This window comes from Vibrio pomeroyi (genome assembly GCA_041879425.1).
GTDB lineage: Bacteria > Pseudomonadota > Gammaproteobacteria > Enterobacterales > Vibrionaceae > Vibrio > Vibrio pomeroyi_A.
In genome coordinates, this window is the sequence record CP090855.1 from 1559993 (window position 1) to 1577464 (window position 17472).

The 17472-nt window shown below is 45.1% G+C and carries 15 protein-coding genes; 12 read left to right on the top strand and 3 right to left on the bottom strand.

What is annotated here, in order from left to right; genetic code table 11:
- Positions 1–85 precede the first annotated feature (85 nt).
- From L0992_22780 to phnE (L0992_22820), 9 genes are all read left to right on the top strand, one after another.
- Entirely contained in the window at positions 86–1093 is a 1008-nt protein-coding gene (locus L0992_22780) for a DUF1611 domain-containing protein (GenBank protein ID XGB69217.1), read from the top strand.
- 57 nt (positions 1094–1150) lie between these two features.
- Positions 1151–2137, top strand: coding sequence for an L-Ala-D/L-Glu epimerase (gene ycjG, locus L0992_22785; GenBank protein ID XGB69218.1), 987 nt, complete (start codon positions 1151–1153; stop codon positions 2135–2137).
- A gap of 328 nt (positions 2138–2465) precedes the next feature.
- Complete coding sequence (locus tag L0992_22790) at positions 2466–4409, top strand: ATP-binding protein (protein XGB70413.1); 1944 nt, start codon at positions 2466–2468, stop codon at positions 4407–4409.
- Positions 4406–5758 (top strand): sigma-54 dependent transcriptional regulator, encoded by a 1353-nt coding sequence (locus L0992_22795; GenBank protein ID XGB69219.1) that lies wholly within the window; start codon positions 4406–4408, stop codon positions 5756–5758. Before L0992_22790 ends, L0992_22795 begins: the two co-directional genes overlap by 4 nt.
- A gap of 264 nt (positions 5759–6022) precedes the next feature.
- Positions 6023–7243, top strand: coding sequence for a glycerophosphodiester phosphodiesterase (locus tag L0992_22800; GenBank protein ID XGB69220.1), 1221 nt, complete (start codon positions 6023–6025; stop codon positions 7241–7243).
- Positions 7244–7498: 255 nt separating this feature from the next.
- Positions 7499–8539 carry a phosphate/phosphite/phosphonate ABC transporter substrate-binding protein gene (gene phnD, locus L0992_22805; GenBank protein XGB69221.1) on the top strand — a complete coding sequence of 347 codons (1041 nt, stop codon included), beginning with the start codon at positions 7499–7501 and terminating at the stop codon, positions 8537–8539.
- Positions 8540–8669: 130 nt separating this feature from the next.
- Entirely contained in the window at positions 8670–9440 is a 771-nt protein-coding gene (gene phnC / locus L0992_22810; GenBank protein ID XGB69222.1) for a phosphonate ABC transporter ATP-binding protein, read from the top strand.
- Positions 9428–10252 carry a phosphonate ABC transporter, permease protein PhnE gene (gene phnE / locus L0992_22815; GenBank protein XGB69223.1) on the top strand — a complete coding sequence of 275 codons (825 nt, stop codon included), beginning with the start codon at positions 9428–9430 and terminating at the stop codon, positions 10250–10252. Before phnC ends, phnE (L0992_22815) begins: the two co-directional genes overlap by 13 nt.
- Complete coding sequence (phnE, locus tag L0992_22820; GenBank protein XGB69224.1) at positions 10252–11055, top strand: phosphonate ABC transporter, permease protein PhnE; 804 nt, start codon at positions 10252–10254, stop codon at positions 11053–11055. The genes phnE (L0992_22815) and phnE (L0992_22820) overlap by 1 nt, the downstream gene beginning before the upstream one ends.
- Positions 11056–11228: 173 nt before the next feature.
- Here the strand turns inward: phnE (L0992_22820) and L0992_22825 are convergent, their stop codons facing one another.
- Together L0992_22825 and raiA are read right to left on the bottom strand one after the other, a co-directional pair.
- Entirely contained in the window at positions 11229–11384 is a 156-nt protein-coding gene (locus L0992_22825) for a DUF3012 domain-containing protein (protein ID XGB69225.1), read from the bottom strand.
- Between the two features lie 237 nt (positions 11385–11621).
- A complete protein-coding gene (gene raiA, locus L0992_22830) occupies positions 11622–11978 on the bottom strand; it encodes a ribosome-associated translation inhibitor RaiA (GenBank protein ID XGB69226.1) in 357 nt (118 codons plus the stop codon).
- Positions 11979–12484: 506 nt separating this feature from the next.
- On the opposite strand from raiA, the gene L0992_22835 reads away from it, so the two are divergent.
- Positions 12485–13069 carry a hypothetical protein gene (locus tag L0992_22835; protein ID XGB69227.1) on the top strand — a complete coding sequence of 195 codons (585 nt, stop codon included), beginning with the start codon at positions 12485–12487 and terminating at the stop codon, positions 13067–13069.
- Between the two features lie 426 nt (positions 13070–13495).
- On the top strand, positions 13496–14926 hold the full coding sequence (locus tag L0992_22840) for an AbgT family transporter (GenBank protein ID XGB69228.1): 1431 nt from the start codon (positions 13496–13498) through the stop codon (positions 14924–14926).
- 109 nt (positions 14927–15035) lie between these two features.
- Here the strand turns inward: L0992_22840 and glgC are convergent, their stop codons facing one another.
- Positions 15036–16256, bottom strand: coding sequence for a glucose-1-phosphate adenylyltransferase (gene glgC / locus L0992_22845; GenBank protein XGB69229.1), 1221 nt, complete (start codon positions 16254–16256; stop codon positions 15036–15038).
- Positions 16257–16656: 400 nt separating this feature from the next.
- On the opposite strand from glgC, the gene ompW reads away from it, so the two are divergent.
- Positions 16657–17298 carry an outer membrane protein OmpW gene (gene ompW, locus L0992_22850; protein ID XGB69230.1) on the top strand — a complete coding sequence of 214 codons (642 nt, stop codon included), beginning with the start codon at positions 16657–16659 and terminating at the stop codon, positions 17296–17298.
- The last annotated feature ends 174 nt before the right edge of the window (positions 17299–17472 follow it).

Consider the following 17472-nt stretch of genomic DNA (forward strand, 5'->3'; position numbering starts at 1 on the left):
AGGCTCGTGATAAATAGGCATTCGGCAGTGCTCAGCTTCTTAATTAAAGTAAATCCATACAAGGACTTATTAATTAGGAATGCTCATGTCTATCGCTCAACTTTACCTTCTTTTTCTTGGGGATGTTACTGACCCTCTGGCCGCAAAAACCGCTCGCGGGATTCACCAATGGCGACCAGAAATCTGTCTCGGGCAATTACGTTTAACTAGCGATACCGTTTCACTAGGCTTAACCGACATGACCCTACAACAGGCACAAGCACAGGGTTCGAAGACGCTAGTGATTGGCACTGCAAACCCAGGCGGCGTTATTCCTGACTCATGGCAACCTACGATATTAGCCGCTGCAGAAATGGGATTTGAGATTGCATCCGGCATGCACCAGCGCTTGAACGAATTTTCACCGCTTGCTGACATGCAGCAGCGAGGATTGACTAAGCTTCATGATGTACGCCATTTTGATGGTGTCCTAAACGTTGGTACTGGCAAGCCTCGTCAAGGTAAACGCCTGCTCACGGTCGGAACCGATTGCTCGGTAGGAAAGATGTTTTCGGCGTTGGCGATTGAAAAATCGCTTAAAGAAGCGGGAACATCTGCTCAGTTTAAAGCGACAGGGCAGACAGGTATCTTGATTGAAGGCAGCGGTATTTCGATTGATGCTGTAGTTGCGGATTTCATTTCGGGAGCGGTTGAAGCGATCAGCCCTGAATTTACCGACCACGAATGGGACATCATTGAAGGGCAAGGTTCTTTGTTCAATCCGTCTTTTGCTGGCGTAAGTTTGGGTTTGTTGCATGGCGCACAAGCTGACGCGTTGGTGTTATGTCATGAAGTAGGGCGAGCACATATTCGTAACCTTCCGCATGCCAAATTACCAACGATAGAACAGACGATTGATGCAAATTTACAAGCCGCGCGATTAACAAATCCAGATGTGAAGCTAGTGGGTATCTGCCTGAACACATCGGCGATTAGCATTGAAGAGGCTGAGATATTGTGCCAAGAATGGACCACACTTTATCAAGTGCCAGTGACGGATCCTGTGCGATTTGGTGTACAACACATTACTGATCATTTGCGACATTCACTTTAACGATTTCATCATTTCTACGCTTCCATTTGTTAAAGCGAACATCAACCGAGTGAAATTATGAAGATTACTGCAGAACCTATTACTATCGCGATGCAAACGCCTTTTCGCATCTCCCGAGGCAGCCGAACAGAGTGTCATGTTGTTCGCGTTTACATTGAGCATAATGGTAAACAAGCTCAAGGCGAGTGCACGCCTTACCCGCGTTATGGTGAGTCATCCGAGTCTGTGTTGGCGCAAATTCAACAAGCTTCGAGCTCTCTCGAAACGGCCTTTGAGCGTGGCATGACCGATCCTGAAGAGTTACGAGATCATCTTCAGTCTTCATTGACTGGAGGCGCTGCGCGTAATGCTATCGATTGTGCGCTTTGGGATTATCAAGCGCAGCAGAACGAGCAGACCTTTCCGAATAGCTTGTTCGAGTTACCTAAGCAGATTGTTACCGCAATGACAGTCTCGATTGGCACACCAGATGCGATGGCAACACAAGCTCGTGATTATGTGGCGAATGGTGCGAAACTTCTAAAAGTGAAGCTTGATGGTGAGCAAGTGGTAGAGCGTGTACGCGCTGTCCGAGAAGCAGCTCCCGAAGTTAAAATTGTACTGGATGCCAATGAAGCGTGGACTGGGCTGAACCTTGAAGAGCTGTTCAATCAGCTGACTGAGTTTGATATCGCGATGATTGAGCAACCTTTACCACAACAGCATGATGCCTCGTTGGCACACATCAAGCATCCTATCCCACTGTGTGCTGATGAAAGCTGCCATACCACTTCTCAACTGTCTTCGTTGTTGGGTAAGTATGAAATGGTCAACATCAAGCTTGATAAAACCGGTGGTTTGACAGAAGCATTAGCACTTGCCGAAGAAGCGAAAAGGCTTGGTTTTACCCTTATGTCGGGCTGTATGCTCGGTACTTCACTGGCCATGCGTGCAGCGCTGCCTATCGCTGTGCAATCAGAAATCGTCGACCTCGATGGTCCTGTATTACTTGGTCAAGACGTGTCGCCAGCACTGACTTATCAAGATGGGATGATCATTCTTTAACTCGTTGAGTCTCGACCATTAAATTGAAGTAATACTAATGAAATCGCATAGGTGAAAGCCTATGCGATTTTTTTATTGATAGAGTAATCACGTTTCTGTCGGTGAAGTCACTTTCTTCTCTCTCAAAACAGACAGTCTGGGGTTTATAAAATAATTGTTATGGTGTTTTATGTGAAATGTTAATGATTACTCTTATTTTCATAGTTTCACTAAAACTATTTGAAGTGGCTTTAAGTCAGGCTAACCACCTAACTGATTGAATCATTGACCTTTACTGTTGGTTTTTGATGAGAAGAGGGTAGGGCGAGTGAGTAGTCGTGTCTCAGAGATGATAGACAACAAGGACCGTTTTGAACGTCCATTTCCGATCAAGATTCCGCATCGTAAGTGGTTTGGCTGGAAAGGCATAGAGCTGCGTTTGGTGTTAGCGCTAGCCATGTTATCCATGACCACCATCTTCCTCTCAGTCGTTTCCAGTTTCACCTTTGATAACCTAAATCAACGCCTTGTTGAGCTCAAAGAGAGTGAAATCCCCGCTTTAGATAACGCAGCTCGCCTCAATGACATGGTGCGAGTGATTATCACCACCTCATCACAACTTAGTGATGCGGAATCCAATTTAGAGCGTAAACAAGCGATGCTCAAAATTGAAGACGCTATTTCAGTCATGAATAGCGTTATGGTGCAATTCCCGGATTATCACTCCTATTTTAAAGATCTTATTGCTCAAGTTAACAATAGCCTCAGTCTGTTGTACCAAAGTGAGATTGAATCTGAACAGCTCAACCAAGAACTTCGTAATCTACTCGAAGGCTTTTACCCCTTATTGCAGCAAGCCAGTGATTCACTCGATAGCTTGCCTAATTCAGCCAAAGAGCAGGTTCAATACACGCAATTAAAGTCTCTGCTGTACTACCAATTAGGCTTGGTAGAAAAACTGTATAACGACTCGAGCTTTAATGAGCTGGATTACACCAGCTTACGACTCGAGCAGGTTGGAGAAGAGTGGTGGCAGCTTTGGGTAAGTGGCGATCTAAGAAGTGAATTTCCAACACTAGACCATCAGCTCACCGTAATTTACAACCTGGCCTCAAGTGATAGCAGCTTGTATGGGCTGAAAAACAAAGCGCTCGACCATCTCTATCAAGAGCAGTATTTCTTACAAAACAGCCGTGAGCATTTGAATCAGTTAACAGTGCAAATCGAACGTAATACCAGCCAAGTGAACCGCAATATTGATCAGTCGATTCAGCAGGCGCAACACTCTTTGCAATCGAACCAACGTTTATCACTTTTCCTTTCACTGTTCAGTGTGTTAGCTGCCGCGGCTATCTCATGGTTCTATGTGCGCAAGAGTATTTTAGAACGGCTATTACAGCTTAAAGACAACATGTTCGCGATCTCGACTGGCCACTTAGATACCGAAGTCGCGATTCGTGGCAAAGATGAAGTGACGCAAATGGCGAAGTACCTAAAGGTATTTCAAACGACAGCCAAAGTCGTCAAGCAAACCAACCGCAAATTGGAGGCAGAGGTGGAAGAACGTACCTTAGCCGAGGCCAAGCTGCGTGTTACTCAGGATGAGCTCGTTCAAGCTGGAAAACTGGCCGCGTTGGGGCAGTTAAGTGTCGGCATTACTCACGAGATCAATCAACCTCTGACCGCAGTAAACAGTCACGTTCGAAGCGCGCAACTGTGGTTAGGTAAACAAAGGCCAGATAGGGCAGAAGAGAATCTGAAAAAGATCGAGATCCTATTAGATAAAGTGGCTGCGATTACACGTCACTTGAAGGCATTTTCGCGCAAGAGCGATGGCAAAATTGATAATGTCGAGCTTGATAAGGTGATTGGTGATGCGATCGATCTCTTTGAAACTAGACAGAGTAGGGTGTTGATTCATTATTCCCCACAAAGCGATCAAATGGTGCGAGCCAACAGTATTCGCTTAGAGCAGGTGCTGGTGAACTTGATCAGCAATGCGTTGGATGCCGTTGAACACAGGGAGCTGCCTCAGCTCAACATCTCCACTCAAGAACACCAGAACACCATTCAGATATCAGTTAAAGACAATGGATTAGGGATACCCGAAGAGGACATTCCTTATCTGTTTGACCCGTTTTATACCCGCAAGACCACAGGCAAAGGGCTCGGACTCGGTTTGTCTATCGCATACAACATAATTAAAGACTTTGGCGGCTCGATTCACGTCGAATCGGTTGAACACCAAGGCACCACTTTTATCGTCACTCTACCAAAAGGCACAGACTCATGACTTCAGAAAAACACATAGTTCTTATCGACGATGAAACAGACGTCGTTGAAGCCGTGAGCGAAATGTTGGAGCTCGAGGGTTTTCGTGTCACTAGCTTTACCGACCCAAACCTTGGTCTAAAGTCCCTGAACGCAAACAGTCAGTCGGTGGTGTTGTGTGATGTTCGGATGCCACAAGTGGATGGGCTTACGTTGTTGAGTTCAATCCAACATCGCGCAGCCAATGTTCCGGTGTTACTGATGAGCGGGCATGGTGATATTCCGATGGCGATAGAGGCGATGAAGTTGGGTGCGTTCGACTTTCTAGAAAAGCCACTCAATGCCAGTGAGTTGGTAGAAAAACTCGATTTGGCGTTGGCACAATGTCAGCACAGTAGCCCTGCAACGTTAGACGACGATCAGGATACAGAACTACCGATTGAATCTGTGGTTATCGGGCAATCCCAAGCGATGGACACCATACGTAAGCAAGTGCTTGCGCTCTCTCATACTGGCGTCGACACCATCATTAACGGTGAGACAGGCACTGGCAAAGAGGTGATTGCTCGCGCCTTGCATCAATTTAGTCGTCGTAAGGCAAAGCCGTTTGTCGCAATAAACTGTGGTGGCATGACAGAGAGCATTATTGAGAGTGAGCTGTTTGGTCATGAAGCGGGCTCGTTTACCAGTGCCAATAAGAAACGCATCGGAAAAATAGAACAAGCCAATGGCGGCACTCTGTTTCTTGATGAAATTGAAAGCATGCCGATTGCAGTGCAGATTAAGTTGCTACGCGTGATTCAAGAACGAGTGATCGAGCGTGTTGGCGGTAATGAATTGATACCTGTCGATATAGTGGTGGTTGCCGCGAGTAAAGTTGACCTCGCAAGCCTCAGTGAATCTGGTGAATTCAGAGCCGACCTCTTCTATCGCTTAAATATCGCCAGCTTAAACCTTCCAGCACTGCGCCAACGCAAAGAGGACATTCAGGTGTTGTTCCGCCACTTTGTAATTCAAGCGAGCCAAAAGTACAAGACGCGTCCTTCGACGATTTATCCCGAACAGATACAGCAGTTGTGCCGACATGAATGGCCTGGAAACGTGCGTGAGTTACGTAATGTTGCCGATCGATTTGTACTCGGTATTGTCGGCGATGGCTTTGATCTTCAATCACCCATTTGTGAATCAACCGGGGAAGACTTCGCCTTTGAAAAGCAGATGGAGCAGTACGAGAGAAATGTATTAACCGAAGCCTTGATAGAGAGCGCAGGGAATATCAATGAGGTCTCGAGTAAGCTTAATCTGCCCCGCAAAACGCTTTATCGAAAAATGAAGAAACACCAGTTGGACAAAGAGAGTTTTAAAGCTTAGCCCGCTAAGTTGGTTATCAAATAGCAAACCTGAACCAGAAGACAAAGCAGAAGACAAAAGCACAAGACAACAATGACCCATTTATCATTCAGTCGAATGATTAACTGTTTCAAGTGATTGTAATAAAAGAATTTTAACATTTGGCACAAAGCGTGCAATCCCTACATTGTGGCATCAGCCCACATGAGGTCATCTCACAGAAAGTAGAAATGACCGGATTAAGGAAATTAGAAAAATAATTGCTTGTTGCAAGGAGATACAAACATGAAGCAAATACTGAAAGGTTCGATTGCTCTGATACTCGGCGTTAGCTCAATGACCGCATGGGCGGCGACAGAGTCAGCAAACCTAGGACCTCGTCCCCTCTTTTTAGTCAACAATATGGACGAGAGCCCTTTGAAAACCAAGCTGCTGAGTTGTAGCGAAGGGCCTTTTCACCGTAGCGATTTTTCTATTGGGCATCGTGGAGCTGCAATGCAGTTTCCGGAGCACACAAAAGAATCTTACTTAGCGGCGATTCAAATGGGAGCCGGTGTCGTAGAGTGTGATGTGACCTTCACTAAAGATAAGGAATTGGTGTGTCGACATTCTCAAAGTGACCTGCATACCACAACTGATGTGTTGGCTCACCCAGAGCTTGCTAAGAAGTGTTCGGTTCCATTTAAACCTGCGAACTTAGCGACAGGTGAAGATGCTCAGGTTGAGTGTCGTACTTCCGATTTTACGCTAGCGGAGTTTAAGACGTTAAAAGGCAAAATGGACGGGGCGAACCCGAAAGCCACCACAGTTGAAGAGTACATGAACGGCACTCCGGGTTGGAGAACTGATCTTTACAGCCAGAGTGGAACGTTGATGACACACGCAGAAAGTGCGGCACTGTTTAAAGAGCATGGTGTAAAAGTGACACCTGAATTGAAATCGGCAGCGGTTATAATGCCTTTCAATGGCTTCAGCCAAGAGATGTACGCGCAAAAGCTGGTGGATGAACTAAAAGAAGCGGGCTTTGCACCTTCAGAGACTTACTTGCAATCGTTCAACTTGGATGATGTGAAGTACTGGATTAAATCAGCACCAAAATTCGGCAAACAAGCCGTGTATCTTGATGACCGTGTTTACGAGCAAGCGGACTTTGTCGCGTCTGTTGAGAACATGAAAGAGCTGCACGATGTGGGTGTAAACATTATAGCGCCACCTCTGTTTGCGTTGGTTGATTTAGATGAGAACAACGAAATGGTTGCGTCTAATTACGCCAAGCTCGCCAAAGGTGCAGACCTCGACATCATCGCATGGACTCTGGAGCGTTCAGGCCCATTAGCGCAAGGTGGTGGTTGGTACTACAAGAGCGTAAAAGATGGCATCAACAATGATGGTGACATGATGAAAATGCTCGATGTGTTGGCACAAGATGTTGGCGTGATGGGCGTATTCAGTGACTGGCCAGCAACGGTAACTTACTACGCAAACTGCATGGACAGCGACGCCTAAGTTATCTGGATTATTGAAGAATAATAAGAGAAAAAGCAGTGAACCAAAGGGCCTTCGGGCTCTTTTTTTACCATCAAAATCGATGGGACATAAATGACCCAAATGCAAGCTTTTGGGTTGGACATGAATGACTCAAAATAGATTGTTGGATTTGAGTTTTAATTTAAGTTGTTGAATTTAAATAAATAAAAACATGGCACAAAGGCTGCAATGGTGAAGGTGACTTTCAACAATAAGTAAAAGTAAGGTTTGAATATGGAAATCAGTGTTAAAGGACTGTTAATCGCTAGCTCATTACTACTTCCTTCAATGGCTATGGCAAGCGACTGCTCTAGCCGTGGTGTGTTAGACGATCGATACTGTGATGAAAACCAAGACTTGGTGGCAGATTCACCAAAGAATCCAGATGAGTGGAATGACCCAAGTACGCTTGTGTTCACCTACACACCAGTAGAGGACCCTGCGCTGTACAAAGATGCGTTTGCCGACTTCCAAGCTCACCTAAGTAAAATCACGGGCAAGCGAGTGATCTATTACACAGTGCACTCGAACTCTGCACAAGTAGAAGCGATGCGTTCTGGTCGTTTGCATGTTGCTGGTTTCTCTACGGGCCCAACTGGCTATGCGGTTAACCTAGCGGGTTACGTTCCAATTGCAGTAAAAGGCGATGAGTCTGGTTTCCAAGGCTACAATCTGATCACCATTGTGCGTAAAGACAGTGGCATCAACACCATGGCTGATCTGAAAGGCAAAAAGGTTGCACATACTTCTGCATCATCAAACTCTGGCAACCTAGCTCCTCGTGCGTTATTTCCAGCGAAAGGGTTAGTGCCAGATGAAGACTACAAAGTGCTTTACTCAGGTAAGCATGACCAATCGATTTTAGGTGTCTTCAATGGAGACTATGATGCAGCACCTGTGGCATCTGATGTGTACGACCGTATGGTGGCAGCAGGCCGTGTTGATGATTCTGAGCTTAAGATTATCTACCGCAGTCCACGCTTCCCAACGTCTGCTTTTGGTTACGCTTACAACTTAAAACCAGAGCTAGTTGAGAAGATCAACGAAGCTTTCTTCAGCTATCGCTTCACACCAGAGATGAGTGCATCATTCAAAGGTGCAGACCGTTTCTCGCCAATCAGCTACAAAGAAGAGTGGGACGTGATTCGTGATATCGCCCACGCGACAGGCACGGCTTACACCAAAGCAGGTCTGAAAAAACTGGCTGAAAAAGACGCCGCTAAACGTGCAAAGAAAAAAGCCGCTGAGTTAGCGAAACAAGCAAACAACGGCTAACTCTTAGCTCCAAAGAAGACTTAGGCTTCATATAAAGCCTAGGTCTCCCAGAACACTTACTTCAATTAAATATCTATGCCCTCGCGGGTAGGGCATAGATCATTCTAAAATTCGCACAAGGAAATGCAGTATGGCCGTAGCAAGCTATGACGGAATAAAGATCAACAACCTATTTCATGAATATGTGGCAGGCAAGCCAATCCTTAAAGGCATTAATATTGATATCGACGAACCAGGAATCATCGCGATTATAGGCCCGTCGGGTACCGGTAAAAGTACGCTTCTGCGTTGTATTAACCGCCTTAATGACCCAAGCCAAGGAGAGATCATTTTTGATGGTGCCGACCTGACTCAACTAAAAGGTCAAGCACTTCGTAAACAGCGCCGTCATATCGGCATGGTATTTCAAGAGTACAACTTGGTAGAGCGTTTAACGGTTATCGAAAACGTGTTGAGTGGTCGCTTAGGCTACATGACCGCTTGGAACGCGTGGCGTCGTAACTATTCAGCGCAAGACTTAGCAAAAGCGTTTGAGTTACTGGAATTTGTTGGCCTACAAGACTTTGCAAACCAACGTGCCGACAGCTTATCTGGCGGTCAAAGGCAGCGTGTTGGTATTGCTCGTGCAGTAATGCAAGACCCTTATATTCTTCTTGCTGATGAACCAACCTCATCACTTGACCCGAAAACCGCGGTTGAGATCATGGAGTTGATGGAAACCTTTGCCGAACAGAAAAACATCCCAGTGTTGGTGAATATCCACGATGTGAACTTAGCCAAGCGTTATGCCAAACGCATCATCGGCATGTGTAATGGCAAGGTGCATTACGATGGCAGTCCTGAAGGCATTTCAGAGGAAGACCTGAAAATTATCTATGGGGGTGAGTCATGGCTAGACTAAACCCAAGCTCATCGCCAAGCGTTTCGTCAAACACATCGCCAGCGAACCATGAAAATCCATTCAAGGTGTCATGGACGAATCGTGCGATCATCGCTGGCATTATCGCTTACCTGTTCTATAGCTTTTCGACACTAGGGCTGACGTTTGATCGTTTGATCATCGGCTTCGGTGAAAGTGAGCGATTACTATCTCGAATGTTTCCGCCTGACTTTTCGCGTACCAGCTTGTTGTTAAGTGGTTTAGCAGAGAGCTTACAGATCGCGATCATCTCGAGCTTCTTCGGCATCGTTATCTCGCTATTTTTAGGCTTGCTTGCCGCGAGAAACATGATGCCGTCAATCGTATCAACGCCTATACGTGGTTTTATTGCCTTGTGCCGTTCTTTCCACCCAGTGATTATCGCTATCTTGTTTGTTAAAGCAGTGGGCTTTGGTGCGCTGGCTGGGATTTTGACCTTGGTGTTTGCATCGATTGGCTTTATCGCCAAGTTGTTTGCAGAAGCGATTGAAGAGATCTCTTTTAAACCGGTTGAAGCAATTAAAGCGACCGGCGCTAGCTTCATCAGTGTGATTTTGTATGCCGTTATGCCACAGGTTTTCACGCGCTTCATTGGTTTTGCAAGCTATCAGTTGGATTCCAATCTTCGCAACTCAACTATGGTTGGCATCGTAGGTGCGGGCGGCCTTGGCGGGACACTTTTCTCTGCCTTCCAACGTTTCGATTACGACTTCGTCGCCGCTATTTTGATCACCATTATCGCACTGATTCTTGTCGGTGAATTTCTTTCCAACATTGTTAGGAGAATCTTCTAATGACAACAGCATCTATCGATAGAGAGTGGCAGCGCTTTACACCCAACGAACGTGTGGCTCGATTCGCCGTTTACCTCAGCCTAGTGTGTGCCATCGTGTGGTCTTGGCAGACAGTAGAAGTGATCCCTGAGTTCCTTTATGACGCGCCCGCTCAGTTTGCGGATATGTTCGAGCGAATGGTGCCAATGGACTATGGTTTCTACCCAGAATCGATCCATGCGGCGATGATAGAAACATTACACATCGCGACGTTGGGGACACTGTTTACTTTGGTATTTGCGATTCCTTTGGCGTTGTTGAACGCACCAAACATTACACCGAATAAAGCGTTGAACTGGATCGCTCAATTCTTCCTCGTGTCTTCACGGTCAGTGAACTCGCTGGTTTGGGCATTACTGTTTATCGCATTGTTTGGCCCCGGTGTTCTCGCAGGCATCATGGCAATTGCAATTCGCAGTATCGGCTTTGTAGGGAAGCTGTTAGCGGAAGCCATTGCCGAAGTGAACATGGGGCCTATTGAAGCTTTACGCGCAACGGGTGCTTCGTGGATGAGTATCTTACTGAAAGGGTATTGGCCACAAGTGATGCCTGCGTTCTACTCAATAGTGTTATTCCGTTGGGACATCAACGTGCGTGAATCTGCGGTACTAGGTTTGGTAGGCGCTGGTGGTATTGGTGTTGTGCTAAATGATGCGCAAAACCTTTTTGAATGGCAAAAAGTTTCAATGGTATTAGTGAGTATCTTCGCCGTGGTTATCGTTGCAGAAGCGGTGGTTATCCATATCCGTAACAAACTGATCTAATCGGTGTGTTGTGTTTACTATGTTTTTTATGGCATGTGTTTCGTGTGAAAGTTGAGAGCTTGTCTATCTAGCATTTTAAAGCTCAAACGACCCTAGGTAATTCGTTCTACCTAGCGGTCGTTTTTTTATGCGGTGTGTTCTGTATTTAACTGTATTCAACGGAAAGCTAGCGCTTAGAAAATACAGTGTTTCGCAAAATCACCCGCTTCATTCGCCGTCCAGTCACCCTTAGGCTTTTCTTTCATATCCGCACACCAAGCTTCACTACCAACCTCAGTACAAGCCATTAATTGAGTGGCTAGGAAAAGGATCAACGCGACTTTCTTCATAACAAATATTCCGTTTTGGTCTAGATTTATGCTTATCACTGTATCAAATACCATTGATGATTGTTATAGCAACCAGAGGCTTAAGAGATTTAAGACGATATGGATTTGAGCTGAAATAGCGATTTGGTCACGAGAGGGGATGATTGAGTCCCAAGATCGAAAAAGCCAGCAACGTGTGCTGGCTTTGCAATTCTTTATAAGCTTCTATTCGTTAGTAAGCTCGAGCTACTTGAGGAATTATACCAGTTTCATCTCTTGGATGATGTCCGAAGCAATCTCTGGCTTGGTACTTGTTGGTTTCTCGTGTAGGTCTGCTTTTAATTGTCCCTTACGGTTACTTAGGCCTGCTTCTAGCTTCTTAATCGCTGATGCGATAGCCGGATACATAACGTCATCTGTAGCTTTTGCGTTTACACGTACACCTTCGTAGTTGGTGAACACTTCAACCTGATGTTGACCATGTTCTTTTGTAATGATGATGTCGCAGCTAATCAGTGATGGAAAATGGTTAGATATCTTTTCGAATTTACCTTCGATGTCTTTACGTGAGTCGTCGTTAATTGATACGTGATGTGTTTGAACGTTTATTTTCATAAATCATACCTTTCCAATGACTGTGTCATTTAAACGTAGCAAACATCGGATAGATTAACCAATAGAGAAAGTACACATGTGTGATTGACTTCAGTGTTATCAAATAATCTCTCCTTCCTCCCTTGAAAGTCCGAATAACTGATCGCATATTATGTTTCGTGTTTTAAAGACATGTTCAAAAATACCCCATCCTTGATAATTTGCTCTAACTCAGAGCCCAATCCCAGTGAATCTCTCTTTATCAGTTTTATAATTCCGAACTTGTCACTTAGTGAATATCTTTGGTTTTGATAAAAAGCTGTGCTCAAGTTGTGAATTTATAGACACTCAATTGCCCACTCCATATTGAAGTTTGTCTCCAAACTCAGATAGATCCGAGTAACACACTAACTACTGATGATTTCGTCACTCAATATCACAATTAGCAATATAAGCCGCTGCAGTTTATTGAGGTATTTGTTAGTACGGGATACCATAACAACTTCGTTAAACTTGGATCCGTTACCATGAAAATGCCTGTTAAATTGGCTGCCATCGCAGCTTCACTTTCTTTCGCTTTTAATGCTTTTGCTGCGCCTGTTGAGTTCCAGAAAATTCCAGAGATCATGCAGCAATTTGAAACTGCAGAACTTTACGTTAAGAAGTCGGTGACGTTAGGCCGTTTGCCTGCTGAATCTGAAATTGGCGTTGATTTTCCTACCTACGTTTCAGATGGAAAGGGTGGTTATAGCTTAGAAACCAATAATGTAATGTCAGACGATGTGGTTATTGCAAGCATGCCGAAAGCGATTGTTGATGATGTTTTCAACCAATGGTTGGTGCCAAAAGAGACGTGGATCAGCAGCTATGGTTCACTGCCAACATCGACCACAGAATTTAAGCCGTTTAAGCGCATTAAAACCATCAAAGCGATTAAGATCGATGCTGAGATGTTAGAGCTGATGGGTAGTGAAGATGGCAAAACTGCGGTGATTAAAGTGAGCTGGGATGAAAAGGGAATGAAGGTTTATAAGGACGGTTACTTAGCGGATTATGAGTACGGGATTGCCCCTCATGAAATGCAAGAGAACTACGAGCTAGCAACTAAATAACAGATTAGATCTGTCTCTCGATATATTTATAAAAGCGCGCTGTTTTACAGGGCGCTTTTTTATGGCTCAACAAAATGTGACAAAAATCACGCTTTCCTGACATTTTACCGCCTGTTGTGCTAGTATGCGCCGCTTGTCTTTGTAATTGATAAAAAACGCATTACCCAAACAGTCTTTTTCTGTTTATCTGCTTGTAATGACCTCATTCAGTTTGGCCTGACTTGGCTGAACATCTGCATTTTGCTCGGACGCAAAGAGAGTAGTTCTCGCTACTTCACTATGTACATTTGAGAGCACCATCTATCAAAGGCCTTTTAGAAACAGCCTAGTTAGCGCGAACTTAGTTCAGCGTGAAGGGTTTCGTTTTCCCAAAAATCCCCCTTGGCGGCCAAGTACTTCTTGGTTGCTGACAAGTAAGGAGTCTATATGACGTCTACGGTATCTACGTCCGTACCTACATCTCCAGCTGGTAATACAGCTTCGACAGAGAAAGAAGTAAACCACCCGTTTCTTTCTTTGGTCATCATGGTAATTGTTGCAGCAATCGCAACCTACTTTATCCCTGCTGGTGAATTTGAACGAGTGGTCATGAATGGTCGCACGGTTATCGACCCAGACAGCTACACACTATTAGCGAGCAATCCAACAACATTAGCCTCTTTTTTCGAATCATTTTTTAAAGGCTTCAAATCCGCTTCTGGCGTGATGGGTGTTGTGGTATTTGTTGGTGGTGCTTTCGGTATTATCAAACACATGGGTTTGCTAGACGCATCGGTTGTTGCGCTCACCACTAAGCTTAAGAAACAAGGCTTGTACGTGATTGCACCTGTGATCATGACAGCGATCTTCTTCAACGTAACCTTCACGGGGATGCGTGAGCTTGATGTCATTTTCATCTCGCTGATGATCCCTATCTGTATCAAGCTTGGCTATGATGCGATCACGGCTCTTGGTGTAGTCCTACTCGCGAGTTGCGCAGGTTTCGCGGCCGCGTTGGCAAACCCATTCTTCACGGGTATTGCACACACTATTGCTGAACTGCCTATGTATTCGGGCATGTGGTACCGCTTTATTGTCGGCATGTTCATGCTATTGACGGGTGCTTGGTATGTGTTGAGTTACGCACGCAAAGTAAAGCAAGACCCAACCAAAGGCTTGTTACACGGCACGGGGTACCACTATGAATCAAATGTTGAAGCGAAAACACTGACCACGCGTGAAAAGTTCGCGGGTATCGCATTCTTAGGCGTGTTTGCCTACATGATCTTCGGTACCCTGACTATGGGCTTTGGCTTTACTGAGATTGCGGGTGCGTTTGTGGCGATGGCGATCATTCCGGGCTTGGTAGCGGGTTTGTCTCCTAACAAGATTTGTGAATACTGGACCAAAGGTGTCAGCGATGTATTGGTTGCTGTATTAATCATCTTCTTCGCACGCTCAGTGTTGACCATTATGGAAGACGCGAAGATTGTCGACTCGATCATCTACTATCTTGCGCAGATCATTTCAGGAAGTTCTAAGCTTGTTGCTGCGGCGGGTATCTACTTCTCGCAAGCTGCAATTAACCTGTTTATTCCGTCGGGCAGTGGTCAAGCGGTTATCACCATGCCAATCATCATTCCATTGGCGGACATTGGTGAAGTAACTCGTCAAGTTGCCGCGTTGGCTTCTCAATTGGGTGACGGTATCTCTAACTACATTTACCCAACCAATGGTGGCTTGCTGGCTGTACTAGCGATTGCAAAAGTGCCTTACACCAAGTGGGTTCGCTTCTTCTTACCGTTATTCTTGTTCTGGTCAGTGGGTGCGTTGGTTTCGGTTGTGATTGCTCAAATGATTGAGTTAGGTCCCTTTTAAAGAGTTCGCTCTGATAAAATAAGCTTGGCTTGAGAGCATCTAACCAAATAAAAAGGCAGCGAATTCGCTGCCTTTGTCGTTTTAGAGAGAAGCTATTTCAAGTGAAGCATCACTCTTCAAACTGATAAGAAGAGGGCACCACTATTACGCCTTGTTTTGATATGTGGAAGCGCTTGGCATCCGCAAGACTATCTATGCCAATTTGAGTCCCGTCTGGCACTTTAACGTTCTTATCTATGATGCAGTTTTGAATGTGGCAGTTTCGCCCGATCTCCACGTCTTCAAACAGAATACTATCAATCACAATCGCGGCATTGCTGACTTTCACCTTAGGGAAGAAGATAGAGTTTTGCGCTGAACCACCTTCAATCACTACGCCATTCGCGATCATCGAGTTGATAAAGATCCCTTGGTTACCTTCGACCGAAGCAATGGTTCGTGCGGGCGGCAGTTGCGGCTCATAGGTACGAATTGCCCAATCTGGTTGGTACAAATCGATAGGTGAGGCCGGTTTCAACAGGTCCATATTCGATTGGTAATAAGAGTCGATCGTACCCACATCTCTCCAGTAAGCGTCTTGAGTTACGCGTCCTTCTTCGTCACCAAACTTATATGCGTAAACACTGTTATTGCCGACCAACTTCGGAATGATGTCCTTACCGAAATCGTGGCTTGATTCTGGATCTTCTGCGTCTGCTAATAATGCCTGTGTCAGTACTTCCTTATCAAAGATGTAAATCCCCATTGAAGCCATGCTTCGGGTCGGTCTACCGGGTACGCACGCGGGGTAACGTGGCTTCTCGGTAAAGTTATTGATTTGTAGAGATTCGTCTATCTCCATCACACCAAACTCTTTGGCCTCATCAATCGACACTTCCATACAGGCGACCGTCAAGTCAGCTTCATTCTGCTTATGTTGCTTGAGCATTGGGGCGTAATCCATGCGATAGATGTGGTCGCCGGATAAGACCACTACATGTTTGGCTTCACTACGCGACAGCAAATATAAGTTTTGATAAATCGCATCGGCCGTACCGCTATACCAGCTGTCACCTGTGCGCATTTGCGGGGGAACATTGGTGATGTATTCGCCGAGCTCGGGGTTAAGCACCGACCAACCATCACGTAAGTGTTTTTGCAAAGAGTGAGACTTGTACTGAGTCAGTACCAGAATTTGGCGAAGCCCTGAGTGCAGGCAGTTCGCGAGTGTGAAATCGATGATTCGATATTTGCCACCAAAGGGTACCGCAGGTTTTGCGCGGTTATCGGTGAGGGGAGAAAGCCGAGAGCCAACACCGCCGGCCAGAACGATTGTTAGAGTGTCTTGCATAGTCAGAACCTCAATGTATTTATGATTATGAACATAGACTTGCAAGCACCACGCCAAATGTAACTCATTGAATATTAAACGAGGTGACAATGAACTCTGCGAGGCTGCACCAAATTGATGCGTACGGGATGTTGGATTGCTCTATTTTGATCCAAAGAGATCAGAGCAAAATGAAAAGGCAGAATTAACAAAATGATGCACGGAAAAGTCGCATTACAAAACTGTCAATAAAATGAAGGAATAAAGTGATCGGGTCGATATAAATTTACACAAATAATCATAACCTTTCACAAATTGATTTCCATCAATAAAGTAGGGTTATTGTATGTTACCTTGCACGCAAAATAAGAAATGATTACTCATTCACCAATAAAGAATAAGCCCTCAAAAGGAAATAATAATGAAAAAAACAGTATGTGGAATTGCGGTTATTGCGGCTCTTATGTCAACGAATGTTCTTGCTCATAAAGAAGGTGATTTCATCATCCGTGCAGGCGCAGCAACGGTATCTCCAAACGACAGCAGTGACGCTGTACTTAACAATCCTGACCTAGAATTCTCAGTTGATTCTGATACTCAACTTGGTCTTACTTTCGGTTACATGTTCACTGACAACATCAGTTTTGAAGTCCTAGCAGCAAGCCCATTTTCTCACAGCATTTCTGTTAACGGTCTAGGCAAAATTGCTGATACTAAACACCTTCCGCCAACGTTCATGGTTCAATATTACTTTGGTGAAGCGAACAGCGACTTCCGTCCTTACGTAGGTGCGGGCATCAACTACACTGTGTTCTTTGACGAAGGATTAAATGCTAACGGCAAAAATGCAGGCCTAACGGATGTGTCTTTGGATGATTCATGGGGCCTTGCTGCAAACATTGGTATTGACTACATGATCAATGAGGACTGGTTCCTCAACGCATCGGTTTGGTACGCAGACATCGGTACTACAGCGACATACAAAACGGCTACAGACACGTTCAAAACAGACGTTGATATCGACCCATGGGTATTCATGATCGGTGGTGGTTACAACTTCTAATCTACCTATTCAGTTTTCTAAAGGCGCTCAAGCACCAGCCAGCTTGGGCGCTTTTTTTTGCTTGCTTGTTAATGGAATGCTCATTTTAACTCTCTGTTGTTATGGGTAAGAGAAACCGATTGTCGTCACCTATTGTTAACAAAAGGGAAAGATAACTGTCATAAGCGGCCTCTA